This is a genomic window from Duganella sp. P38 (assembly GCF_050859475.1).
Classification (GTDB): Bacteria; Pseudomonadota; Gammaproteobacteria; order Burkholderiales; family Burkholderiaceae_D; genus Rugamonas.
The window spans coordinates 5,082,971-5,106,033 of the sequence record NZ_CP193936.1; the positions used below are offsets into that span (position 1 = coordinate 5,082,971).

Below are 23,063 nucleotides of genomic sequence, written 5' to 3' on the forward strand. Positions count from 1 at the left end.
AACTCCATCGGTGGTGGCAAACCGGCGCATTGTCACACCGGCAAATGACAGCCTGATTACATTTTGGAAGCGTTACCAGATTTTTACGCGGCGCTGGCGGCGACCGGCGCGCTGACCACCGCTGGCCGGCGGATCAGCCAGACTGCGGCGGCCGCCATCAGGCAGGCGGCGCCGGCGGCCCATAGCGCCGGATCGTAGGTCAGCAGCAAGGTGCGCACGCGGCCGGCGCCGTAGGCGGCCACGGCGGCGCCCAGCTGGTGGGCGGCGAAGATCCAGCCGAATACCATGCCGGCCTTCTCTTTGCCGAAGGTGGTGGCGGCCAGGCGCACGGTCGGCGGCACGGTGGCGATCCAGTCGAGGCCGTAGAACATGGCAAACAGCGACAGGCCGTACAGCGTGAATTCGGAATATGGCAGCCACAGCAGCGAGAGGCCGCGCAGGCCGTAGTAGATGAACAGCAGCTTGCGGTTGTCGTAGCGGTCCGACAGCCAGCCGGAGGCGATGGTGCCGACCAGGTCGAAGGCGCCCATCATGGCCAGCACCGAGGCGGCCGGCACCGCGCCGAGGCCGGCGTCGCCGCACAGCGCGATGAAGTGGGTCTGGATCAGGCCGTTGGTGCTGAGACCGCAGATGAAGAAGGTGCCGCCCAGTACCCAGAACACGCGGTGGCGCGCGGCCTCGGCCAGGATGGCAAACGGCGTGGCCAAGGTGATGCGCAGCGCCGGCGCGGCCGCCACCGGTGTGCCGGGCGCGGCGCCAAACGGCGCCAGGCCGAGGTCGGACGGCCGGTTGCGCATCAGCAGGTAGACCGCCGCTGCGGCCAGCGCGCAGGCGGCAAACACCGGCGCCACCGCGAGCCGCCAGCCGTAGCGCTCGACCAGCCAGGCGCCCACTGGCAGGAAGAGCAGCTGGCCGGTGGCCGAGGCTGCGGTCAGCAGGCCGACCACCAGGCCGCGTCGGCTGTCGAACCAGCGGTTGGAGACGACGGCGCTGAGCACCAGCGCGGTCAGGCCGGAGCCGATACCCAGCATGATGCCCCAGAACAACACCAAGTGCCAGAATTGCGTCATGCGCGTGGCCAGCGCCATGCCGGCCGCCACCAGCGTCAGCGCGGTGACGACGACGTTGCGCAGGCCAAAGCGTTCCATCAGGATGGCAGCGAACGGCCCTATCAGGCCGAACAGGGCGAAGCGCAGCGCCAGCGCTGATGAGATGTGCTCGACGTCCCAGCCGAATTCTTTCGACAGCGGCAGCAGCAGCGCGCCCGGCAGGCCCAGCGCGGCGGCCGACGACAGGCCGGTCACGAAGGTCAGGGTGACGATCACCCAGGCGTAATGCAGGCCGCGACGGTGCAGCCAATTGGATAAAGGTTGTGCAAACATCAAATCCTCACGATGGCGACGCGTGCGGAAGGCACGCTCACCGCCATTTTAAATGATGGTCATAATGAATACAACCAAAATGAGCGCGCAACATTGCGCGCCTACGGGGGTGGCGGGTGGCGGGTGGCGGCTGGCGAGTGGCGGCAGCGGGCGTGGCGGCGGGCAGCGGACGCAACGGCGGGCAGCGACGGTGAGCGGCGGTGAGCGGCAGCGGCGACGGCGAGCGACAGTGGGCGGCAGGCGGCAGGCGGTGCACGACAGCGCAGCGAACGGCGGGCCGCAGGCGCGGAGGTTCTGGGCCGGACGTGACGGCGCCCGGCGGCGTTTGCAAACGCGGCCGGGCGCCGGGGCGGCGGCGGAGGGGAGTTCCGCCCAACCCTTACTTGATGCGCAGCGAGCTCTGGACTTTATTGACGCCTTTGACGTTGCGCGCGACGTCAACCGCTTTGTCGACTTCAGCCTGCGAAGGCACGAAGCCGCTCAGCATGACGGTGCCGTTGTTGGTTTCCACGTGCACGTCCAGCGATTTCAGCGCTGGCTCGGCCATCAGCTCGGTCTTGACCTTGGTAGTGATGGTGGTGTCGGCGATAGCGTCCTTGGCCAGCTCGGTTTTAGAACGGGCTTCGCACGAGGCCTTGTCAGTGCCGCTCAGGCTGCTGCAGTCGATGCCGGTCTGCGCGGTGTCGGCAGCTTTCTTGCCGGCCTTGGCGTCGTTGACCCAGGCCGTGTGCTGCTGCTTGGCGCCGCTCAGGCAGCTGTCCTTGTCGGCGCCGCTGCGGTTGTCGCACTGTTCCTTGGCCAGGTCATAGTTGGCGTCGGCCACATTGATCTGGGCTTTTTCGATGGATTTCTTGTCGTTCTTGTATTGCAGGGCCGCAGTCGATTCGGCGTTGGCGCGCGCCACCTTGGCTTGCGCTTCGCAAACGTCCTTGGCGTTGCCGGACTGCGCGTCGCAGGCAGCCTTGGCGGTTTTGTAGTCGGCGTCCGACTTGTTGATCGCGGCCTTGTAGGCCACCGTGTCGTTGGTCGGGGTGGCGGCGAAGGCGGCGCTGGCGGCGGTGGCCAGCACGAAGGCGAGTAATTTGTTCATGATGTGTCCCTCTTTGTGGTGGTTGATGGACACATTAAACGCCTGTCGCGTTCAGCACTCCGTGCGGAAACGTACACTCGCCCGGTTTACTTGTCGCGCAACAAGCCCTGACGCCACAGCAGGCTGGCTTGCTCGAAGATCGGCAGGCCCGGCGTGAAGGCGGCGCCGCTCGGCGCCAGTTGCAGCCAGGTCAGCGTGCTGTGGGTGCCGGCCGCCGGCGCCGGTGCGCGCACCGCGCGCATCCACGCCGCCACGCTGGCGTATTGCTGCGGATGACGCTGGTGGATCCAGGCCAGCGCCACCAGGTCGGCGTAGCCCTCCTCGCGGCGCGTGTCGCGCAGCTCAGCTTCCGCGCCGGCCGCCAGCGGACGCTCTTCAAAACCGGCCGGCACGGCGTGCCAGTTGCCCTGGACGTAGCGCCAGCAGTGGCCGATCTCGTGCGCCACCATGGCCTCGATCATCAGCGGGCGCTGCGCGTCCGGCACGCTGTCGAGGATGTCCTCGGCGCCGGGATTGCCGCGCATCGACAGCACCAGCTTGCAGCGGCCCTGGCTCTGATCGTAGCCGAGCGCCAACGGTACATCGTGGGCGCGCGCCTGCGGTTGCACGGTGATATCGATCGGCAGCTTGAGTTCCTGCTTGGCGTAGTTCAGCACGGCCGCGCCGGCCGTCAGCCAGCGGATTTCGATCGCCGTCAGCTCGGCGGCGGAGGCGAAACTGGAGCTCAGCAACAGCAGGGGAGGAAGGCGCGTTTGATCATGGTGATCAAACTGTAGCATGCGTCGGGCAATAATTATTGCCCGACGGCAGGTATATTACTACGTAGAAAAACGGGAATGTTTACTTCGCCAACAAGGCAGTTGCCGTTTTAAACTCGGGGCGGATGTCGTTCGGCACCGCCCGCATTTTATCGAGCGCCTTCTGCACGTCCGGCCGGATCACCACGTACTTGCGCATCAAGGCCTGGGCGCGCGCGTAGTCGCCGGTGGCCTCGATGGTCAGGAATTCGCGGTCGAGGTCGGTCACGGCCTGGTGGATTTTGCTGAAATCGACCGCGAAAGTGCCGTCGCCGTGCGAGACGAAGCCGCCGTGGTCGAGCAGATAGTTGACCTGGATCGCCATGCCGCGCGCGTGCGAGTCGGTCAGGCCGAAGTGCAGCGTGCGGAAGGCCGAGGCCAGGAAGGTGGTGTACAGCTTGCGCTCGGCCGCGGCGCCCTGCCCCAGCGTGCCCTTGAGCTGGCCCTTGTCCATCATATAGGCCAGCGCGTACAGGCCGGTGATGTCGGCCTTGGCTTCCTCGATGGTCGAATACGCCTCTTTCAGGTCCTGGCGCGGGGTCGATTCCTTGCCGCCCTGGCGCGTGATGTGCGGGCCGAGGCCGTGCGTGATTTCGTGCGCCAGGATGTGGGTGAAGAAGGAGTCGAAGTCGACGTCCTGCTGGTCGGCCGGGCGCAGCACCAGTTTGGCGATCGGCGTCAGCGTCGACTGGAACTTGGCCTGCTGCACGTTCTTCAGCATCACGCGCTTGGAGCCGCGCTGGCTGATGATGCGCTCGTCGTTGGGCAGGTTGTAGGCGGCGGTCTGCACGCCCATATTGCCGTCGCCAGCGCCGTAGACCTGGTTGACCACCACCATCGGCGCCAGCGCGCCGACTTTCGGGTTGCGGTATTGCGCGTCCAGCGGCAGGTTGTCTTCAAGCTCCTGCATGTGCCTGGCGAAGAAATCGAGCTTTTGTGTTTCCTGCTGGTCGCGGATGCTGACGTAGGCTTCAAACGCGGCCTTGTAGCCGAACAGCTCGTCGTTATAGGTTTCGTACGGGCCGATGGTGACGTCGACCGGCGAGTCCAGGTCCATCCACGCGAAGTCGGAAGCCAGGTAGTCGTTGCTGAGGAAGGCGTCGGCGCGCAGCTCAAGGAATTTTTTCAGCGAGGCGTTGTCGGTGTCGGCGGCGGCCTGCCTGAGCAGCGCGGCGGCCTTGGCCAGCTCGGCCCTGTATTCATCGGCATACGTGACGGTGGCAAACTGGCCGGCCTGGTTTTTGCGAACGGTGGTGAAGAACCATTGCGCCTGTTCCTTGTCCTGGGCCGGCAGCGCGTTCATCCACGTTTCCAGTTCGGCCTTGGTGGCGCCTGCCGGATAGAAGTTGCCCCCTTCCGGCTTCTTGTGCGGCACCTTGATGCCGGCCACCTCGGCAGGCAGGAACGATTGGTGGTCGTCGAGGATGGACCAAGGGCCTTTGTTGAGCCAGAAGTAGTCAAGGCGCGCCTTGCCCAGCGGCGTGGTGTCCTGTTGCAGCGCGGCCCACAGCGCTTCGTTGCCGGACCAGCGCTGGCGCAGTTGCAGCACGTCGATGATCTTGGCCGCCTCGACCAGCTTGACGATGGCGCGCTTGTCGCCAGCGGACAGGTGGCTGGTGTCGGCGGTCAGCGCGACCGGCGCGTAGCGCTTGCTCATCTGGTTGAGCTGCTTGAGGTCGGCAGGGGCGGCGCAGGCGGTGGCGCAGGCGATGGCAAGCGCCAGCGGGAGCAGGATTTTTTTCATGGGGTCCTCTTGTGCGGTGAGGGACTTATTGTAATCGAGCCGCCCGCTTGCGGCTGCCGGCGGCGCCGCCCTGAACGGCGCGGAGAAACAGAGCACAGGTATAGCCGCTACCAGGCGCGGTAGACCTGGCCGGTCTGGGCGCCGTCGACGCTGCGGGCGTAGGCCAGCGCGGCGCGGCTGGCGGCGATCGGCTCAAAGCCGACGAAGAACGGGCCGTAGCTGCCCATCGATTCCTGCAGCACCGTCGGGCTGACGACGTTGATGCGCAGGCCGCGCGGCAGCTCGATGGCGGCGCCGCGCACGAAACCTTCAATGGCCGCGTTGACCATGCTGGCGCTGGCGCCGTGGCGAATCGGCTGCTCCGCCACGATGCCGCTGGTGAGCGTAATCGAGCCGCCGTCATGCAAATACTCCTGCGCCACCAGCGCCACGTTGACCTGCCCCATCAGCTTGCTGTTCAATCCCACGTGGAACTGCTCCGGCGTGAACGACGCCAGCGGCGCGAAATGCAGCTTGCCGGCCGCGACCACCACCGCATCGACCTTGCCGACCCGGGCGAACAAGTCGCGCACCGAAGCCATGTCGGCAAAGTCCACCTGCTGCTGGCCGCCGCGCGCGCCCACCGTCACCACCTCGTGGCGCTGGCCCAGTTCCGCCACCACCGCCTTGCCCACCGCGCCGGTGGCGCCAATCACGATCACTTTCATGCTGTGCTCCTTATAGAAAACAGCAGTATGTTCTCCTTCTCCCAAAGAATAAATGCGCTAACATGAACAACATTAGCAACCCACAGTTAGCAATCGATGGACAAGCTGCGCAGCATGGAAATTTTCGTTGCGGTGGTCGATGCGGGCAATTTCACCGCCGCCGCCGCGCGCTTCAACATTTCGCCGGTGATGGTGGGCAAGCATATCGCCCAGCTGGAGGCGACGCTGGGCGCGCGGCTGCTGGCGCGCACCACGCGCCGCCAGAGCCTGACGGAAATCGGCGCCCAGTACGCCGAACAGTGCCGCGCCATCCTGGCGCAGATCGACGCGGCCGAGCGCGGCGCCGAGGCGATGCGCAGCGGGCCGCGCGGGCGGTTGCGCATCACTGCGTCCACCTCGTTTGGCAACGAGTGGCTGGCGCCGGCGCTGACCGACTACCTGCGCCTGCATCCGGAAGTGAGCGTGGACCTCAACCTCAACGACCGCATGGTCGACCTGGTGGACGAAGGCTACGACGCCGCCATCCGCATCGGCGCGCCGGCCGATTCCAGCATGATCGCCCGGCCGCTGCGGCCGTACACCATGGCCATCTGCGCCTCGCCCGGCTACCTGCGCGCGCGCGGAACGCCGCGCACGCCGGCCGATCTGGCCGGGCACGAGTGCCTCGATTTCGTGGTGGGCGATGTGGGGATCAGCTGGCGGCTGCAATCGGTGCACGGCAAGCGCCCGCTGCAAGCGAGCCGCTTCCGCGCCAACAGCGGCCAGGCGCTGCGCCAGGCGGCGCTGAGCGACTTCGGCATCGTGATGCAGGCCGAGGTGCTGCTGGCGCAGGACATCGCGGCCGGGCGGCTGGTGCCGATCCTGCGCCAGCACCTGCCGCCGCCGCGGCCGATGAACGTGGTCTACCCGCGCGACCGCCGGGCCACGCCCAAGCTGACCACGTTCATCGATTTCATGGTGGAGCGCCTGGGACCAGCGGCAGGCATCCCCCGTCGTTCCCGCGCAGGCGGGAACCCATGCTGAGCCGGCGTTCCATGGATTCCCGCCTGCGCGGGAATGACGGCGAGGCCGCTGGCCTGTTCCGGCCAGCCGGTACCGTGCTGCGGCGTTACTGCGCCACGTGCGCCAGCTGCGGCGACGGCTGCCAGCCGGCGCCCAAGGCGCGCGCCACCGACACCGCCGCCAGCAGGCGCTGGGTGGTGATCTGCGCTGCCGCCCGATCGGCCGCCAGCGCGCTGCGCTGGGCGTCGGTAACGTCGAGGTAGGTCGACACGCCGCGCTCATAGCGGGCGCGCGCCACCAGATAACCGCGCGCCGCCGCCACTTGCGACGCCTGCTGCGCCTCGCCCTGCAACTGGCGCTGCTGGACGTCGGACAACGCATCCTCGACTTCGCGCAGCGCGGTCAGCAGCCTGGTCTGGTGATTGGCCAGCGCCTCGGCGTAGCGCGCCTTGGCGATGGCCAGGTTGGCCTTGTTGCGGCCGCCGTCGAACACCGGCAGCGACAATGCCAGCGGGCCGACGCTGAACTGGCGCGCATCGCCCTTGGCCAGCTTGCTCAGGTTCTCCGAGGCGAAGCCGAAGTTACCGGTCAGCGACAGCGACGGATAGAACGCGCCCTCGGCCACGCCGATCTGCGCATTGTCGGCGCGCAGCGTCGCCATGCTGGCGGCCAGGTCCGGGCGCTGCGCCAGCAGGCTGGCCGGCAGGCCGACCGGGATCGCCGGCGGCGGCGGCAGCGCGGCGGCGCTGGCGGCCGTCAGCATGGCCGACGGCGAGGCGCCAACCAGCGTCGCCAGGCTGTGTTCGAGCAGATTGCGCTGGCGCTGCACCTCGTGCAGGTCGGCCTGCGCGTTGGCGCGCTCGATGCGCGCGCGCGACACGTCCAGTTCATTCGACAGGCCGGCGTCGAAGCGCGCGGTCACCAGTTCCTCGCTTTCGCGGCGGGTGTCGAGCGCGCCGTTGAGGATGGCGATTTCGGCGTCGAGGCCGCGCAACTGCCAGTAGGTGGTGGCCAGTTGCGACGACAGCATCAGCAGCACGCCGTCGCGGTCGGCCTCGGCGGCCAGCGCCTGCGCGTCCGCCGCCTCCACCAGGCGGCGCACGCGGCCCAGCAGGTCCACCTCGTACGAGAAGCTGGAGCCAACCGCGTAGTTGTTGCCCTTGATCGAACGGCCGCCCAGCGCCAGCCCCTGCGAGGTTTCGGCCGAGGTGCGCGCGTTCGAGATGCCGGCGTTGACGCTCAGCTGCGGCTGCTGGTTGGCGCGGGTGACGCCGGCCTGCTCCAGCGCCTGCACCAGGCGCTGCGCGGCGGCCTGCACGCTGGGATTGTCGCGCAGCGCGGTTTCTTCCAGCCGGTTCAGGGTTGGGTCGTTGAACACGGTCCACCATTGGGCCGGCAGGTGCGCGGCGGCAGCGCCTTGCGGCTGGTGGCGGAAGGCGCTGTCGGCCACATTGGCCGGGGCCTGGAAATCGCTACCGACGGTAGCGCAGCCGGTGACGGCCAGGGTGACGGAAACAGCGAGCGTCAGGCGCTTCAAAGCTGAATGCAACATGATTACCTCTACATTTAAACAGTTATCCCGTCGTTCCCGCGTAGGCGGGAACCCATGGAGCGTGTCCTGCTTGCGTTCTATGGGTTCCCGCCTGCGCGGGAACGACGGGGATTCTTTAGTGGGCGCCGCCACCACCGCCGGATGGCGCTTTAACCTTGTCCGAGAACCACAGCACGCCGATGCACGCAAACAGCACCATCGCCACCAGGAAAAAGCCATCGTTATACGCCATGACAAAAGACTCGCGGCGCACCACGCCGTCGACCGCCTTGAGCGCCATATCGGCCGCGGTGGCGCTGTCGAAACCCTTGCCGACGAACGACGCGGTCAAGGTATCGAGGCGCTCCTGGGTGGCCAGCGCAAAGCTGCTGACCGACTCGCCGATGCGCACCGAATGGAAATGCTCGCGGTTGGTCAGCGAGGTCGCCAGCAGCGCGATGCCGATCGAACCGCCGAGGTTGCGCGTCATGTTGATCAGGCTGGACGCCGACGGCACATCCTTGGGCGCAATGCCGTTCATGGCGAAGTTCGACAAGGTCAGCATCACGAACGGCTGGCCCAGCGCGCGCACCACCTGCGACAGCAGCAACTGGTCGTAGCCGGTGGTGGCGTCCATATACGCGTTCATCAGGCACGAGCCGCCGAACAGCAGCAGGCCGAAGGTGCACAGGATGCGGTTATCGACCTTGGACGACAGCTTGGCCACGAACGGCATGATGAACAGCTGCGGCAGGCCGGCCCACATGATCACCTCGCCGATCTGCATCGGCGAGTAACCGGGAATCTGCGCCAGGAACAGCGGCAGGATAAACGCCGAACCATACAAGCCCATGCCCATCGCCATCGACAGCGCGGTGGCGGCGGCGAAATTGCGCTGGCCGTACAAAGCCAGGTTGACGAACGGCTGCTTGCGGGTGGCGCCGGTCACCACCCAGCCCAGCAGGCCGATCACGGCCAGTGCGGCAAAGGTGTTGATGAAGGCCGAGTCGAACCAGTCCTTGGAATTGCCCTCCTCCAGGAACACCGTCAGGCTGCCCAGGCCGACCGCCATGAAGGCGATGCCCAGCCAGTCGGCATTGAACAGCAGCGCAGGATTGGCCTTCTCCTTGTCGAGGCCGAAGGCGATGCCGCCGATCAACAGCAGGCCCGGCACCCAGTTGATGTAGAAGATCGACGGCCAGCCATACAGCTCGCTCAGATAGCCGCCCAGGGTCGGGCCCATCGACGGCGCCAGGGTCGCGGTCAGGCCGAAGATGGCCATGCCGGTGGCGCGCTTGGACGGCGGCAGCTTGGTCATCACCAGCGTCATCGCCATCGGGATCAAGGCGCCGCCGGTAAAGCCCTGCAACATGCGGAAGGCGATCATGCTTTCCAGGTTCCAGGCGAAGCCGCACAGCGTAGAGAAGCCGAGGAACAAGGCGGTGGTGCCGATCATATAGCGGCGCACGCCGAACACGCGCACGAACAGGCCGGTCATCGGAATGACGATGATCTCGGCCACCAGGTAGGCGGTGGCGATCCACGAGCCCTCTTCCTGCGTGGCCGACAGCGAGCCGAGGATATCCTTCAGCGACGAATTGGTGATCTGGATATCGAGCACCGCCATGAAGGCGCCCAGCATGCCGGCCGCCACCGCCAGCCAGGTGCGGCCGGAAACCTTGTCGGCCGCCGGCGCGCGCGCGGCCGGCGCGGCGCCGCCGTTATCGATTGTGGTGCTAGCCATGCCGGCTCCTTAGCGGGCGTCGGACTTCAGCGACACCTCGGCGATCGCCGACATGCCCGGCACCAGGCGGCCGCTGAGGGCCTTGACGTCCTCCGGCTTGAAGGTGATCTTGACCGGCACGCGCTGGACGATCTTGGTGAAGTTGCCGGTGGCGTTATCGGCCGGCAGCAGCGCGAACTGCGCGCCCGACGCTGGCGAGAAGCTGTCGACCGTACCGATCAATTCCTTGCCCGGCAGCGCGTCGACGGTGACGTGCACCGGCTGGCCTTTTTCAACTCGGCCAGCTGGGTTTCCTTGAAGTTGGCGGTCAGCCAGACGTTCTCCTGCACGATGGCGGTCAGCGACTGGCCCGGCTGCACGCGCTGGCCAACCTCGATGGTGCGCTTGCCGATGCGGCCCGACACCGGCGCCAGAATCTGGTTATACGCCAGCTGCTGCTGGGCGTCCTTGAGCTGCACCTGCAGCACGCCGATCTGCGCGTCGAGCACGGCGCGCGCCGACTTGGCCGAGGCGATCTGCGCCTTGGCGGCTGCCGCGCTGTCCTGGCGCGCGGCCACGTCGGCCACGGCGCTGGCGCGGGCGGCCACGGCGGCGTCCAGCTCGGCCTTGGAGACGGCCTTCATCTGGCTGTTATACAGCTGGCCGAAGCGCTCGGCGTCCTGCTTGGCGCGCAGCAGCTGCGCCTGCGACTGCACCACCTGGGCGGCGGCGGCGCTGGCCTGGGCCTGCACCTGGGCGATCTGGGCGTCGGCCTGCAGCACCTGCTGCTGGGCCGAGACGATCTGCGCGCGGATCTGCTCGACCTTGACGCCCTGGTCGAACGGATCGAGTTCGGCGATGACATCGCCCTGCTTGACCAGCTGGTTGTCGTCGATCAGCACCTTGGTCACCACGCCGGCGATGCGCGACGACACCGGATGCACGTGGCCGGCCACATACGCGTTGTCGGTCTCGACATAGTAATGGCTGCGATACCACATGCGGCCGCCGACGGCCAGCGCGGCCAGCGCAATGACAGCCACCACCACCAGCACGCGGCGGTTCGGCGGCTGCGGCGGCGTGACGGCCGGCGCAGCGGCTGGAGCGGGCGGCACGGCACTGATTTTTTGTTCTTGGACGGACATGAATAGCTCCAGGGAAATGAAATGAGATAGGAGCATTATCGCCGGATTCTGCGCAAAGTCAAGAAATGAAACGATTGCATTTCATTTTATGATGGACTAGCATAGCGCCATTCGCTATCATTCCCGGCCATGACTTCTTCAGACCTCACCGACGCCGCCCCGCTGGACGCGCAAGATTGTCCGGAAGGCCAGTACAGCCCCGACTCGCCCTGCTTCGGCAAGGCGGCCGGCCGCCCACGCGCCGCCGACAAGGAAGCGCGCCGCCAGGCGCTGTTGGCCACTGCCGGCCAGCTGTTCCTGGAAAAAGGCTACAGCAAGGTCAGCCTGGAAATGATCGCGCGCGAAGCCCACGTTGCGGTGCGCACCATCTACGTCAAGTTCGGCGGCAAGGCCGGGCTGCTCAAGGCCATCATCGCCAACGGCCGCTCGCACTACCTGTCCGGCCTAGCCTGCATGGAAACCGACCCGCGGCCGATGGAGGAGATCCTGCACGACTTCGCGCTGCGCTTCCTGGAACTGGTGTCGCTACCAACCTTCAACCACCTGCACCGGATGGTGGTGGCCGAGGCAAAAAGCACGCCGGAACTGGCCGAGACCTTCTTCAAGGCCGGCCCGCAGCTGACGCGCGACGAGCTGGGCCGCTTCTTCGCCCGTCCCGACATCCGCGCCCAGCTGCGCGACGGCGTGCGGCCCGAGCTGGTGCCGACCTTCCTGGTCAACTGCCTGATGGGCGACTACATGTCGCGGCTGCTGTTCCCGCGCGACGAACCGCTGCGCGGCGAGGAGCTGCGCCAGCGCGCGGCCGAAGGCCTGGACCTGTTTTTGCACGCCGTGCGCCGATAAGTTCGCTAGCGCACATTAAAACGCCGCCACGGATTTGCCATTTGGTCTATACTGATTTTTTGCAAATCGGAGTACACATGAGCAAAACAAATCGTCTGGACTGGAGCAAGCAAATCACGCTCATGAACGAGCGTATCAAACACTTCCAGGCCAATCCCGGCCAGGAACAGCTGGATGCGGTAGTCGCCGAGCTACAGGCTTATGCCGAGGCCGCGCGCAGTGGCGGCATCGAAATTCCGGCCCGCTTCACCGTCAACTAAGCCCCCGGCCGGCGCATGCGCATCCGCACCCTGCAACCCGACGACGCCGAACGGCTGCTGGCGTTCGAGCTGGCCAACCGCGGCTGGTTCGAGCAGCATGTGGAGGCGCGTGATCCGGCCTTCTATTCCCCCGAGGGCGTGCGCGCCCACATCGCCGACTACCTGGCCAGCCACGCGGCCGGCGCCATGCACCCGTGCGTGCTGACCAGCGATGACGACGCCGTCATCGTCGGCCGCGCCAATCTGCGCCGCATCGAGCGCGCGGCCGGCAGCGCCGAAGTCGGCTACCGCATCGCCCGCGACCATGCGCGCCAGGGCCTTGGCGGCCTGGCGCTGGCACACCTGATGGAACTCGCGCGCACGCACTACGGCCTACGCCTGCTCAACGCGTGGATTTCGCCGCAGAACCTCGGCTCGCGGCGCATCCTGGAAAAATACGGCTTCCAGCGCGACGCGCTGGCGGCGCCGCACGTGGTGCAGGTGGACGGCGTGGCGCACGCCTCCCACCTGTACCAATGTCACCTGTAATTACTTCTTGGCGCGCGCCTGCGCCACCAGCGCGTCCAGCACCTGCAGCGTGGCGGCGTTGAGCTGGGCGCGCGGCGTGCCCGGATTGGCGTCGTCCACCTGCGCCGGCGTGGTCAGGTAGCGGCCATCGACGATGATGGTCGGCGTGCTGCTCACCTCATAGGTGGCCGCCACGCGGCCGGCGTTCTTCAGCCGGGTCAGCACCGAGAACGAATTGTAGGTGGCGGTGAACTTGTCCTTGTCGATGCCGTTCTTGACCGCCCACTCGATATTGTCGGCGTCCGACTTCAGGCGCTTGCGTTCGACGTGCCAGGTCTGCAGCACCTTGGCGTGCAGCTGGTCCTCAAGCTTCATCGCCTCCAGCGTCAGGAACAGGTGCGCCTCGGGATCTTTTTCGCCGGTCAGCGGCAGGTGGATGCGGCGGAAACTGATGTTGTCGCCCTGCTTCTTGACCCAGGCCAGCATCTCCGGCTCCAGCGCGTAGCAGGCCGGGCAGTGGTACATGAAGAACTCGATCACCTCGACTTTTTTGCCCTGCGCCTGCACCGGCTGCGGGTTCTTCAGGGTGGTGTACTCGGCGCCGTTGCGCGGCGCGGTCGGCGAGGCAAACGCGGTAGCGGCGCACAGGCCGGCAACCACCAGGGCAATCTTCATCATACGCATGGGGCTAACTCCAAAGGCAAAAAACAGCAGAGTATCACTTCTGCGGCGCGCGCGCCTCCAGTCCGGCGATATCCTGCATCAGCGCGATCAGCCGCTTGGCGCCCAGGCCCAGCGGGCGGTCGTTGAGCCACACCACATCGACCCACAGGCGCAGCTCGCTGCTCATGTGGGCGAAGATGATCGGCAGCAGCTCGCCGCCGTCGATCAGCGGCTGCGCCAGGCGGCGCGGCAGGTAGGCCCAGCCGAGGCCGGCCCGCACCAGGCCCAGCGTGGCCAGATGGCTGTCGGTGCGCCACAGCTTGCGCGACACCAGCACGCGCTGGTCGGCCTCGGCCACGGCGCGGCTGAAAATGGCGATCTGGCGCAAGTCGACCAGGTCCTCCAGCCGGAAGCTGCCGTTGCGCGCCAGCGCCAGCGGATGGCGCGGCGAAATCACCGGCACCAGCACCTCGCTGCCGAGTTCCTGAAAACTCTCGTGCTCGTCGACGCGGGCGCGCTCGTAGATCAGCGCCAGCTGGGCGGCGCCGTCGTGCAGCAGGCGCAGCGCGTCGTCCTGCGGCGCCGACAGCACCTCGACCTCCAGCGCCGGGAAATCCTGCGCCAGCCGCGCCAGCGGATCGCTCCACGGCGCCGACAGCAGCTCCGGCGCCACCGCCAGCGTCAGGCGCCGCTCCAGCCCCTGGTGCAGCGACAGCGCGTGCGCCTGCAGGCGGCGCAGCTGGCCGGCCATCTGCCGCGCCTCGGGTTCCAGCGCGCGCGCCGACTCGGTCGGCCGCACCTCGCGCGAGCTGCGCTCGAACAGCGTCAGGCCCAGTTCGGCCTCCAGATGGGCGATGGTCATGCTGACGGCCGACGGCACGCGCCGCAGCGCCCGCGCGGCGGCGGAGAAAGAGCCGTGGTCCAGCACGGCCAGGAACACAGCGACGTTATCGGATGAAAAAGCCATAACTGGCAGCCTATCAGAAAAACTGACAGCTGCTGACTTTTTCATTCAGAAAACTGCGCATACCATGGGCGCCGTTGTCACAAGAAAGGAAATGCCATGCAAGGATTGAAACGCAAAATCGTCTACGCCAGCCTGTTCGAACTGATCGCCATCGGCCTGACCAGCAGCCTGCTGATGTTCGGCGCCGGCCACGACGCCGGCCACGCCGGCGTGGCGGCGGTGGTCTCGTCCACCATCGCCTTCGTCTGGAACTTCGCCTACAACTACGCGTTTGAGGCGTGGGAAGCGCGCCAGCCGGCGCGCGGGCGCGACTGGAAACGCCGGGTGCTGCACGCGGTCGGCTTCGAGGGCGGGCTGGTGCTGCTGCTGGTGCCGCTGTTCGCGTGGTGGCTGGCCATCTCGCTGTGGCAGGCGCTGCTGCTGGACATCGGCCTGCTGCTATTTTTCATGGTCTACACCTATCTGTTCGCGCTGGCCTTCGACCGCGTCTTCGGCCTGCCCGCCTCGGCGCAGGCGTAAGCTACAATCGCTGGCAGACCATCACCCGGAGAACTCATGAAACCGCTTGCACTCACCGTTCTGGCCCTGGCGCTGGGCAGCGCGCGCGCCGACGGACTGTCGGCCACCGAACGGCAGATCGTGGCCGAGGTCAAGGCGCACGCGCCGCACGGGCTGGCGCTGCTGGAGCGCGCGGTCAACATCAACAGCGGCACCATGAACCATGACGGCGTGCGCGCGGTCGGCAAGCTGTTCGGCGAAGAATTCGCGCAGCTCGGCTTTGCCACGCGCTGGTCCGACATGCCGCCGGCGATGCGGCGCGCCGGCCACCTGATCGCCTCGCGCGAAGGCAAACAGGGCAAGCGCCTGCTGCTGATCGGCCACCTGGACACGGTGTTCGAGAAGGACAGCCCGGTGCAGCTGTGGCGGCGCGACGGCGACCGCGTGCGCGGCCAGGGCGTCAACGACATGAAGGGCGGCGACGTCATCATCATCGAAGCGCTGCGCGCGCTGCACCGCGTCGGCGCGCTCGACAACACCAGCATCCGCGTGGTGTTCACCGGCGACGAGGAAGACGCCGGCGAGCCGATCGCCGTCTCGCGCGCCGACCTGGTCGACGCCGCCAAACGCAGCGACATCGCGCTGGCCTTCGAGGCCAATATGCGCGACCAGCAGGGACGCGACACCGGCACCATCGGCCGCCGCGCGGCGTCGTCGTGGCAACTCAAGGTCAGCGGCAGGCAGGGGCATTCCAGCGGCATCTTCAGCGACAGCGCCGGCTATGGCGCCATCTACGAGGCGGCGCGCATCATCGACGGCTTCCGCCAGCAGGTGATCGAGCCGGACCTGACCTTCAGCCCGGGCCTGATCGTCGGCGGCACCGACGCCGGCAGCGACGCGCTGGGCGCGGCCGGCCAGGCATCTGGCAAGAGCAACGTCATCGCCCGCACCGCCACGGTGGAGGGCGACCTGCGCTACCTGAGCTACGAGCAGCGCGACCGCGCGCACGCCAAAATGCAGGCCATCGTCGCGCAGCACCTGCCGGGCACCAGCGCCGGCATCAGCTTCCGCGACGCCTACCCGCCGATGTCGCCGACGGCCGGCAGCCTGGCGGTGCTACAGGTCTACTCGCAGGCCAGCCAGGACGCCGGCCTGGGCGCGATTCCCGCGCTGCCGCCGGGCCAGCGCGGCGCCGGCGACGTGCAGTTCGTCGCGCCGCTGCTCGACAGTCTGGATGGCCTCGGCGCCACCGGCAACGGCGCCCACTCGCCCGACGAAGACCTGGAAATCGCCTCGATCGAACGCGCCACTATCCGCACCGCCATCCTGCTGTACCGCCTGACGCGCTAGGCGGGAGCGTGGTGCTACCCTGGCTGAATGATTGCCATGGAAGCATCGACCAACGTCAACAGCCCAAAGTACGTTGAGCGAGGAATTGCCTTTGCCGACGCCCTGCATCGTGCTTGTTATCAAAGCTGCGAAAGGATGGTTTCTTTTGATAATCGCAAGTTCGCGCGGCGAGTGGTGCTGCGCTGAGGATGTAAAGAATCCAGGAACGTGCGCTAGCACCGCTCAGTTTATAACGTCGTTCCCGCGCAGGCGGGAACCCATGCTGAGTCTGCCCATCGGGCGCTCCATGGGTTCCCGCCTGCGCGGGAACGACGCGGGCTTGCTGCTTAGCGCTTGCGCGGTGGCGGCAGGTCGGTGCAGGAGCCTTCGTAGACTTCCGCCGCCATGCCGATCGACTCGCCCAGCGTCGGGTGCGGGTGGATGGTCTTGCCGATGTCGGTGCCGTCGCAGCCCATCTCGATCGCCAGCGCGATCTCGCCGATCATATCGCCGGCGTGGGTGCCGACGATGGTGCCGCCGATGATGCGGTGGGTTTCAGCGTCGAACAGCAGCTTGGTGAATCCCTCGGCGCGGCCATTGGCCACCGCGCGGCCGCTCGCCGCCCACGGGAAGTGGCCCTTCTCGACCTTGATGCCCTTGGCCTTGGCCTCGTCCTCGGTAATGCCGGCCCACGCCACTTCCGGATCGGTGTACGCCACCGACGGAATCACCTTCACATCGAAGTGCGACTTCTGGCCGGCCGCGGCTTCCGCCGCCACGTGGCCCTCGTGCACCGCCTTGTGCGCCAGCATCGGCTGGCCCACCAGGTCGCCGATGGCGAAAATGTTCGGCACATTGGTGCGCATCTGGCTGTCGACCGGGATGAAGCCGCGGTCGGTGACGATCACGCCGGCTTTCTCGGCGGCGATCTTCTTGCCGTTCGGGCTGCGGCCGACTGCCACCAGCACCAGGTCGTAGACCTGCGGCGCAGGCGCAGGCGCGCCGGCTTCCGCCGCCTCGAACGTGACCTTGATGCCCTCCGGCAGCGCTTCCACGCCGACGGTCTTGGTCTTGGTCATGATGTTGTCGAAGCGCGCCTCGTTGTACTTCTGCCAGACCTTGACCGCGTCGCGGTCGGCGCCCTGCATCAGGCCGTCCATCATTTCGACCACGTCGATGCGCGCGCCGAAGGTCGAGTAGACGGTGGCCATTTCCAGGCCGATGATGCCGCCGCCGATGACCAGCATGCGTTTCGGGATCTGGCGCAGTTCCAGCGCGCCGGTCGAATCGACGATGCGCGGATCTTCCGGCACGAACGGCAGCTTCACCACCGACGAACCGGCGGCGATGATGGCCTGCTTGAACTGCACTACTTTCTTCGAGCCATCCTTGGCGGTGACTTCGATGTGGTTGGCGCTCAGGAACTGGCCGACGCCGGTGACGATCTGCGTCTTGCGCGCCTTGGCCATGCCGGCCAGGCCGCCGGTCATGTTCTTGATCACGCCTTCCTTGTACTTGCGCACCTGGTCGATGTCGATCGAAGGCTTGGCGAAGGTGACGCCGGTGTTGGCCATGTGCGCGGTTTCATCGATTACCGAGGCCACGTGCAGCAGCGCCTTGGATGGGATGCAACCGACGTTCAGGCAGACGCCGCCCAGCGTCTCGTAACGCTCGACGATGACCGTGTTCAGGCCCAGGTCGGCGGCGCGGAAGGCGGCCGAGTAGCCGCCAGGGCCGCCGCCCAGCACCATCATGTCGCAGTCGATGTCGACCTGGCCGCTGTAGCTGCCGCCGATCGGGGCAACCGCCGGCGCGGCCGGGGCCGGGGCCGGGGCCGGGGCGGCGGCAGGCGCCGGTGCTGGCGCTGCTGCCGGCGCAGCGGCAGCGGCAGGCGCGGACGAGGCGGCGCCGGCGGCTTCTTCCACCACCAGCAGCGCCACGCCTTCCTTGACCTTGTCGCCGACCTTGACGCGCACTTCCTTCACCACGCCGCTGTGCGACGACGGGATTTCCATGCTGGCCTTGTCCGATTCCACGGTAATCAGCGACTGATCGGTCTTGATCGTATCGCCGACCTTGACCATCACCTCGATCACTTCTACCTCTGCGAAGTCGCCGATATTCGGCACTTTCACTTCTGTGCTCATCATGGCTCCTTACAGCAGAATTTTACGCATGTCGCCGAGCACTTCGCTCAGGTACACGGAGAAGCGCGCGCCCATCGCGCCATCGATCACGCGGTGATCGTAGGACAGCGAGGTGCCCATCAGCAGGCGTGGCTGGAACTGCTTGCCATCCCACACCGGCTTGGTCGACGCCTTGGACAGGCCCAGGATCGCCACTTCCGGCGCATTCACGATCGGCGTGAAGTGCGTGCCGCCGATGCCGCCCAGCGACGAGATGGTGAAGGTCGCACCCTGCATATCGGTCGGTTTCAGCTTGCCTTCGCGCGCCTGAGCCGACAGCTCGGTCATTTCCTTGGCGATCTGCGTCACCGATTTCTGGTCGGCGTTTTTGATCACTGGCACCACCAGGCCGTTCGGCGTATCGGCCGCGAAGCCGATGTTGTAGTACTTCTTCAGGATCAGGTTCTCGCCCTTTTCGTCCAGCGACGAATTGAAGGTCGGGAATTTCTTCAGCGCGGCCACCGAGGCCTTGATGACGAAGGCCAGCATGGTGAGCTTGGTCGCGTCCTTGTTTTTGGCGTTGGCGTTGTTCGACTCCACGCGGAACGCTTCCAGGTCGGTGATGTCGGCGTCGTCGAACTGCGTGACGTGCGGGATCTGCACCCAGTTGCGATGCAGGTTGGGACCGGAAATTTTCTTGATGCGCGACAGCGGCAGCAGTTCGGTTTCGCCGAATTTGCTGAAGTCCAGCGACGGCCATGGCAGCACGCTGAAGTTGCCGCCGCCACCGACGGCGCCGCCAGCGGCAGCCGGCGATGCGACGGTGCCGGCGATCACGCCTTTGACGTAGTTCTGCACGTCGATCTGCGTGATGCGGCCTTTCGGGCCGGAGCCAGGCACCTTGCCCAGGTCAACGCCGAGTTCGCGGGCGAACTTGCGGATCGATGGCGAGGCGTGCGCCAGCTTGCCGGTCTGGACCGAGCCTTGCGATGCGGCCGGCGCAGCGGCGGCAGCGGCTGGTGCTGGCGACGGTGCGGCGGCAGGCGCAGGGGCCGGCGCGGCAGCGGTGGCCGGCGACGGCGCGGCGCTGGTCGGCGCGGCGGCGGCGCCTACCGGGCCACCGGTGGCTTCCACCACGAACACGATCGAACCCATGGCAACCTTGTCGCCGACCTTGACTTTGACTTCCTTGACCACGCCGGCGTGCGACGATGGAATCTCCATCGAGGCCTTGTCCGATTCCACGGTCAGCAGCGACTGGTCAACCTTGATGGTGTCGCCCACCTTGACCATGACTTCGATGACTTCCACTTCCTTGAAGTCGCCGATGTCCGGCACTTTAACTTCGACCGGGCCGGCCGCGGCCGCAGGGGCGGCAGCTGGCGCAGGGGCCGGTGCGGCGGCCGCCGGCGCAGGCGCCGGGGCGGCGGCGGCGGCCGGGGCAGGCGCGGCGGCGGCGCCTTCGGCCTCCACCAGCAGCACCAGCGAACCCATGGCGACCTTGTCGCCGACCTTCACTTTGATTTCTTTCACCACGCCGGCGGCGGACGACGGGATCTCCATGCTGGCCTTATCCGATTCAACGGTAATCAGCGACTGGTCCACCTTGATGGTGTCGCCGACTTTGACCATCACTTCGATGATTTCAACTTCCTTGAAATCGCCGATATCCGGGACTTTAACTTCCACAATGCTCATAGCGTTTGCTCCGTATTTAGATCCGTCGTCCCCGCGCAGGCGGGGACCCATGGAACCTTGGCTCAGCATGGGTCCCAGCCTGCGCGGGGACGACGGGGTATTGTTATTGGGTCACCGGATTTGGTTTGTTCGGATCGAGGTTGTACTTGGCAATCGCTTGCTCAACCACTTTGACATCGAGCTTGCCTTCTTCCGACAGCGACTTCAGCGCGGCAACCGTGATGTAGTAACGGTTCACCTCAAAGAACTCGCGCAGCTTGGCGCGGCTGTCCGAACGGCCGAAGCCATCGGTGCCCAGCACGCGGTAGGTGCGGTCCTTCGGAATGAAGGCGCGGATCTGCTCGGCAAACGCACGCATGTAGTCGGTGGTCGCCACGATCGGACCCTGGGTATCCTTCAGCAGCTGCGCCGCGTAAGGCACGCGCTGCGGCTGGGTAGGATTGACCAGGTTCCAGCGCTCGGCGTCCTGGCCGTCGCGCGCCACCAGCGTCAGCGAAGGCGCGGACCAGACGTCGGCGGCGATGCCCCAATCGTTCAGCAGCAGTTCCTGGGCGAAGATCGACTCGCGCAGAATGGTGCCGGAACCGATCAGCTGCACGCGCTGCTTGGCTTTCTTGTCGCCCTCTTGCAGCAGGTACATGCCCTTCAGGATGCCCTCTTCCTGGCCCGGCTTGATGCCTGGGTGCGGATAGTTCTCGTTCATGATGGTGATGTAGTAGAACACGTCTTCCTGTTCTTCCACCATGCGGCGCATGCCGTCCTGAATGATGACTGCCAGCTCGTGACCGAAGGTCGGGTCGTACGGCATGCAGTTCGGCACAGCGGCGGCGAACAGATGGCTGTGGCCATCTTCGTGCTGCAGGCCTTCGCCGTTCAGCGTGGTACGGCCGGCGGTGCCGCCCATCAGGAAGCCGCGGGCGCGCATGTCGGCCGCTGCCCACACCAGATCGCCGATACGCTGCATACCGAACATCGAGTAGTAGGTATAGAACGGGATCATCACGCGGTTGTTGGTCGAGTACGAAGTCGCCGCGGCGATCCACGAGCTCATGCCGCCGGCTTCATTGATACCCTCTTGCAGGATCTGGCCGGCCTTGTCTTCGCGGTAGTACATCACCTGGTCTTTATCGACCGGCTCGTACAACTGGCCTTGCTGGTTGAAGATGCCGACCTGACGGAACAGGCCTTCCATACCGAAGGTACGCGATTCATCGACCAGCACTGGCACGATGCGCGGGCCGACGCTCTGGTCTTTCAGCAGAGTGGTCAGGATACGCACGTAAGCCTGGGTCGACGACACTTCACGGCCTTCGGCGGTGGCGTCCAGCACGTTCTGGAAAGCGCTCAGCGGCGGCACGGTCAGTTTTTCGTCGGCCTGCTGGCGGCGGGCCGGCAGATAGCCGCCCAGCGCGGCGCGGCGCTCGTGCAGGTACTTGATTTCCGGCGCGTCATCGGCCGGCTTGTAGAACGGGATGTCGGCCAGCTTGTCGTCCGGGATAGGGATCGAGTAGCGGTCGCGCATTTCGCGCACGGCTTCGTCGGTCAGCTTCTTGGTGTTGTGCGCGGTGTTGCGCGCTTCGCCGTGCTTGCCCATGCCGAAGCCCTTGATGGTTTTCACCAGCAGCACGGTCGGTTGGCCTTTGTGTTCCTGCGCCACCTTGAACGCGGCGTAGATCTTGTGCGGATCGTGACCGCCACGGGTCAGGCGCCAGATGTCGTCGTCGGTCATGTTGGCAACCATCTCCAGCAGCTTCGGATGCTTGCCGAAGAAGTGCTTGCGCACGTAGGCGCCGTCCTTGGCCTTGTAGTTCTGGTACTCGCCGTCGACGGTTTCCATCATCACCTTGCGCAGGATGCCTTCTTTATCCTTCTGCAGCAGCGCGGTCCCAGCCCGGGCCCCAGATGACCTTGACCACATTCCAGCCGGCGCCACGGAATTCGCCTTCCAGTTCCTGGATGATCTTGCCGTTGCCGCGCACCGGGCCGTCCAGGCGTTGCAGGTTGCAGTTGACCACGATAACCAGGTTGTCCAGCTTCTCGCGCGCGGCCATGCCGATCGCGCCCAGCGATTCCGGCTCGTCCATCTCGCCGTCGCCGCAGAATGCCCAGACCTTGCGGTCGGTGGTGTCGGCGATCGAGCGCGCGTGCAGGTACTTCAGGAAGCGCGCCTGATAGATCGCCATCAGCGGGCCCAGGCCCATCGACACGGTCGGGAACTGCCAGAAGTTCGGCATCAGTTTCGGGTGCGGGTACGACGACAGGCCGCCGCCGTCGACTTCGCGGCGGAAGTGCAGCAGTTGGTCTTCAGTCAGGCGGCCTTCCAGGAAGGCGCGGGCGTAGACGCCAGGCGACGAGTGGCCCTGGATGTACAGCAGGTCACCGCCGTGGTTTTCGCTCGGCGCTTTCCAGAAGTGGTTGAAGCCGATGCCCAGCATATTGGCCAGCGAGGCGAACGAGGACAGGTGGCCGCCCAGGTCGCCGTCGAAGCGGTTGGCCTTGACCACCATGGCCATGGCGTTCCAGCGCATCCACGAGCGCAGTTTTTCTTCGTATTCCAGGTTGCCGGGGCAGTGTTGCTCCTTGTCGGCAGGGATGGTGTTGACGTAGGCGGTGTTGGCCGAGAACGGGATGTCCGAGCCGCTCTGGCGGGCCAGGTCGATCAGGCGTTCCAGCAGGTAATGAGCACGTTCAGGGCCCTCTTGTTCCAGCACTGCGGCCAGGGAATCCAACCATTCTTTGGTTTCTTGCGAATCAGGGTCGGTGTTTGCCGTTACCTGGTCGAGTTGAGCTGACATTTATTGAGTCTCCTGAGTTGAGATGTGCCCCGAACCACGCGGCTTTCGGGTTGAGAGTTCGCTGATTATTTACTAATACTTCGATGACGTGTGGGGATTCTAGCAGCCTATTTTTGCTTTTTCAAATTACGATAAGGCATTTCATATCGTGAAATTTCCCTATGAAAACCTTGTGCAGTGCAGCATGCGCGCTGCGCTGAAAACAAGGCAGGACGGGCCGTGCGGCCTTATAATGCTGTTCTCCCTCTACCACCCT

20 protein-coding genes and 1 pseudogene are annotated in these 23,063 nt (G+C 66.1%); 7 read left to right on the plus strand and 14 right to left on the minus strand.

The features are described 5' to 3' along the window. Positions 1-83: 83 nt before the first annotated feature. From ACRQ5J_RS23670 to ACRQ5J_RS23690, 5 genes are all read right to left on the minus strand, one after another. On the minus strand, positions 84-1,382 hold the full coding sequence (locus ACRQ5J_RS23670) for an MFS transporter (protein WP_432380316.1): 1,299 nt from the start codon (positions 1,380-1,382) through the stop codon (positions 84-86). A gap of 379 nt (positions 1,383-1,761) precedes the next feature. Next, positions 1,762-2,472 (minus strand): BON domain-containing protein, encoded by a 711-nt coding sequence (locus tag ACRQ5J_RS23675; protein ID WP_432380318.1) that lies wholly within the window; start codon positions 2,470-2,472, stop codon positions 1,762-1,764. 86 nt (positions 2,473-2,558) lie between these two features. After that, positions 2,559-3,203: a hypothetical protein gene (locus ACRQ5J_RS23680; protein ID WP_432380320.1), complete on the minus strand. Its 645-nt coding sequence runs from the start codon at positions 3,201-3,203 to the stop codon at positions 2,559-2,561. Positions 3,204-3,312: 109 nt separating this feature from the next. Next, positions 3,313-5,013, minus strand: coding sequence for a dipeptidyl-peptidase 3 family protein (locus tag ACRQ5J_RS23685; protein WP_432380322.1), 1,701 nt, complete (start codon positions 5,011-5,013; stop codon positions 3,313-3,315). Positions 5,014-5,120: 107 nt separating this feature from the next. Beyond that, positions 5,121-5,765, minus strand: coding sequence for a short chain dehydrogenase (locus ACRQ5J_RS23690; RefSeq protein WP_432380323.1), 645 nt, complete (start codon positions 5,763-5,765; stop codon positions 5,121-5,123). A gap of 51 nt (positions 5,766-5,816) precedes the next feature. Between ACRQ5J_RS23690 and ACRQ5J_RS23695 the strand changes: the two genes are divergently transcribed. Beyond that, positions 5,817-6,743 carry a LysR family transcriptional regulator gene (locus tag ACRQ5J_RS23695; protein WP_432380325.1) on the plus strand — a complete coding sequence of 309 codons (927 nt, stop codon included), beginning with the start codon at positions 5,817-5,819 and terminating at the stop codon, positions 6,741-6,743. An 85-nt stretch (positions 6,744-6,828) separates the two neighbouring features. On the opposite strand, the gene ACRQ5J_RS23700 is transcribed toward ACRQ5J_RS23695, so the two are convergent. From ACRQ5J_RS23700 to ACRQ5J_RS23715, 4 genes are all read right to left on the minus strand, one after another. Beyond that, positions 6,829-8,274: an efflux transporter outer membrane subunit gene (locus ACRQ5J_RS23700; RefSeq protein ID WP_432380327.1), complete on the minus strand. Its 1,446-nt coding sequence runs from the start codon at positions 8,272-8,274 to the stop codon at positions 6,829-6,831. Between the two features lie 115 nt (positions 8,275-8,389). Continuing rightward, positions 8,390-9,997, minus strand: a complete 1,608-nt coding sequence (locus ACRQ5J_RS23705; protein ID WP_432380329.1) for a DHA2 family efflux MFS transporter permease subunit — start codon at positions 9,995-9,997, stop codon at positions 8,390-8,392. Between the two features lie 9 nt (positions 9,998-10,006). Continuing rightward, complete coding sequence (locus tag ACRQ5J_RS23710) at positions 10,007-10,255, minus strand: hypothetical protein (protein WP_432380331.1); 249 nt, start codon at positions 10,253-10,255, stop codon at positions 10,007-10,009. Further along, positions 10,216-11,121 (minus strand): HlyD family secretion protein, encoded by a 906-nt coding sequence (locus ACRQ5J_RS23715; RefSeq protein WP_432380332.1) that lies wholly within the window; start codon positions 11,119-11,121, stop codon positions 10,216-10,218. The genes ACRQ5J_RS23710 and ACRQ5J_RS23715 overlap by 40 nt, the downstream gene beginning before the upstream one ends. Positions 11,122-11,250: 129 nt before the next feature. Here ACRQ5J_RS23715 and ACRQ5J_RS23720 point away from each other — a divergent pair, with 129 nt between their 5' ends. The 3 genes from ACRQ5J_RS23720 to ACRQ5J_RS23730 all read left to right on the plus strand — a co-directional run bounded on the left by ACRQ5J_RS23720 (position 11,251) and on the right by ACRQ5J_RS23730 (position 12,752). Further along, positions 11,251-11,964: a TetR/AcrR family transcriptional regulator gene (locus ACRQ5J_RS23720; RefSeq protein WP_432380334.1), complete on the plus strand. Its 714-nt coding sequence runs from the start codon at positions 11,251-11,253 to the stop codon at positions 11,962-11,964. A 77-nt stretch (positions 11,965-12,041) separates the two neighbouring features. Continuing rightward, the gene (locus tag ACRQ5J_RS23725; protein ID WP_090181637.1) at positions 12,042-12,224 is read left to right on the plus strand and encodes a hypothetical protein; all 183 of its coding nucleotides are present in this window, start codon (positions 12,042-12,044) and stop codon (positions 12,222-12,224) included. 15 nt (positions 12,225-12,239) lie between these two features. Then, entirely contained in the window at positions 12,240-12,752 is a 513-nt protein-coding gene (locus tag ACRQ5J_RS23730; protein ID WP_432380336.1) for a GNAT family N-acetyltransferase, read from the plus strand. On the opposite strand, the gene ACRQ5J_RS23735 is transcribed toward ACRQ5J_RS23730, so the two are convergent. Together ACRQ5J_RS23735 and ACRQ5J_RS23740 are read right to left on the minus strand one after the other, a co-directional pair. Beyond that, positions 12,753-13,415 (minus strand): thiol:disulfide interchange protein DsbA/DsbL, encoded by a 663-nt coding sequence (locus tag ACRQ5J_RS23735; protein ID WP_432380338.1) that lies wholly within the window; start codon positions 13,413-13,415, stop codon positions 12,753-12,755. A 34-nt stretch (positions 13,416-13,449) separates the two neighbouring features. Further along, positions 13,450-14,361, minus strand: coding sequence for a LysR family transcriptional regulator (locus ACRQ5J_RS23740; protein ID WP_432380340.1), 912 nt, complete (start codon positions 14,359-14,361; stop codon positions 13,450-13,452). Positions 14,362-14,457: 96 nt separating this feature from the next. Between ACRQ5J_RS23740 and ACRQ5J_RS23745 the strand changes: the two genes are divergently transcribed. Genes ACRQ5J_RS23745 through ACRQ5J_RS23755 form a run of 3 tightly spaced genes read left to right on the plus strand, consistent with a single transcriptional unit; the run spans position 14,458 to position 16,395 of the window. Continuing rightward, a complete protein-coding gene (locus tag ACRQ5J_RS23745; protein ID WP_432380342.1) occupies positions 14,458-14,880 on the plus strand; it encodes a PACE efflux transporter in 423 nt (140 codons plus the stop codon). A gap of 36 nt (positions 14,881-14,916) precedes the next feature. Further along, positions 14,917-16,209 carry a M20/M25/M40 family metallo-hydrolase gene (locus ACRQ5J_RS23750; protein WP_432380344.1) on the plus strand — a complete coding sequence of 431 codons (1,293 nt, stop codon included), beginning with the start codon at positions 14,917-14,919 and terminating at the stop codon, positions 16,207-16,209. 36 nt (positions 16,210-16,245) lie between these two features. Further along, complete coding sequence (locus ACRQ5J_RS23755) at positions 16,246-16,395, plus strand: hypothetical protein (RefSeq protein WP_432380345.1); 150 nt, start codon at positions 16,246-16,248, stop codon at positions 16,393-16,395. Between the two features lie 140 nt (positions 16,396-16,535). Here ACRQ5J_RS23755 and lpdA read toward each other — a convergent pair whose 3' ends face one another. The 3 genes and pseudogenes from lpdA to aceE all read right to left on the minus strand — a co-directional run bounded on the left by lpdA (position 16,536) and on the right by aceE (position 22,807). After that, positions 16,536-18,338 carry a dihydrolipoyl dehydrogenase gene (gene lpdA / locus ACRQ5J_RS23760; RefSeq protein ID WP_432380347.1) on the minus strand — a complete coding sequence of 601 codons (1,803 nt, stop codon included), beginning with the start codon at positions 18,336-18,338 and terminating at the stop codon, positions 16,536-16,538. 6 nt (positions 18,339-18,344) lie between these two features. Then, on the minus strand, positions 18,345-20,012 hold the full coding sequence (gene aceF, locus ACRQ5J_RS23765; RefSeq protein ID WP_432380349.1) for a dihydrolipoyllysine-residue acetyltransferase: 1,668 nt from the start codon (positions 20,010-20,012) through the stop codon (positions 18,345-18,347). 103 nt (positions 20,013-20,115) lie between these two features. Continuing rightward, positions 20,116-22,807: pseudogene (gene aceE / locus ACRQ5J_RS23770) on the minus strand (pyruvate dehydrogenase (acetyl-transferring), homodimeric type). Positions 22,808-23,063 lie beyond the last annotated feature (256 nt).

Bases quoted from the DNA above. Each gene is read 5' to 3' on its own strand.
- ACRQ5J_RS23670 (WP_432380316.1), bottom strand. From the start codon at position 1,382: ATGTTTGCACAACCTTTATCCAATTGGCTGCACCGTCGCGGCCTGCAT.
- ACRQ5J_RS23735 (WP_432380338.1), bottom strand. From the start codon at position 13,415: ATGCGTATGATGAAGATTGCCCTGGTGGTTGCCGGCCTGTGCGCCGCT.
- ACRQ5J_RS23755 (WP_432380345.1), top strand. From the start codon at position 16,246: ATGGAAGCATCGACCAACGTCAACAGCCCAAAGTACGTTGAGCGAGGA.
- ACRQ5J_RS23720 (WP_432380334.1), top strand. From the start codon at position 11,251: ATGACTTCTTCAGACCTCACCGACGCCGCCCCGCTGGACGCGCAAGAT.
- ACRQ5J_RS23675 (WP_432380318.1), bottom strand. From the start codon at position 2,472: ATGAACAAATTACTCGCCTTCGTGCTGGCCACCGCCGCCAGCGCCGCC.
- ACRQ5J_RS23715 (WP_432380332.1), bottom strand. From the start codon at position 11,121: ATGTCCGTCCAAGAACAAAAAATCAGTGCCGTGCCGCCCGCTCCAGCC.
- ACRQ5J_RS23700 (WP_432380327.1), bottom strand. From the start codon at position 8,274: ATGTTGCATTCAGCTTTGAAGCGCCTGACGCTCGCTGTTTCCGTCACC.
- ACRQ5J_RS23740 (WP_432380340.1), bottom strand. From the start codon at position 14,361: ATGGCTTTTTCATCCGATAACGTCGCTGTGTTCCTGGCCGTGCTGGAC.
- ACRQ5J_RS23695 (WP_432380325.1), top strand. From the start codon at position 5,817: ATGGACAAGCTGCGCAGCATGGAAATTTTCGTTGCGGTGGTCGATGCG.
- ACRQ5J_RS23685 (WP_432380322.1), bottom strand. From the start codon at position 5,013: ATGAAAAAAATCCTGCTCCCGCTGGCGCTTGCCATCGCCTGCGCCACC.
- ACRQ5J_RS23730 (WP_432380336.1), top strand. From the start codon at position 12,240: ATGCGCATCCGCACCCTGCAACCCGACGACGCCGAACGGCTGCTGGCG.
- ACRQ5J_RS23705 (WP_432380329.1), bottom strand. From the start codon at position 9,997: ATGGCTAGCACCACAATCGATAACGGCGGCGCCGCGCCGGCCGCGCGC.
- lpdA (WP_432380347.1), bottom strand. From the start codon at position 18,338: ATGATGAGCACAGAAGTGAAAGTGCCGAATATCGGCGACTTCGCAGAG.
- aceF (WP_432380349.1), bottom strand. From the start codon at position 20,012: ATGAGCATTGTGGAAGTTAAAGTCCCGGATATCGGCGATTTCAAGGAA.
- ACRQ5J_RS23725 (WP_090181637.1), top strand. From the start codon at position 12,042: ATGAGCAAAACAAATCGTCTGGACTGGAGCAAGCAAATCACGCTCATG.
- ACRQ5J_RS23750 (WP_432380344.1), top strand. From the start codon at position 14,917: ATGAAACCGCTTGCACTCACCGTTCTGGCCCTGGCGCTGGGCAGCGCG.
- ACRQ5J_RS23745 (WP_432380342.1), top strand. From the start codon at position 14,458: ATGCAAGGATTGAAACGCAAAATCGTCTACGCCAGCCTGTTCGAACTG.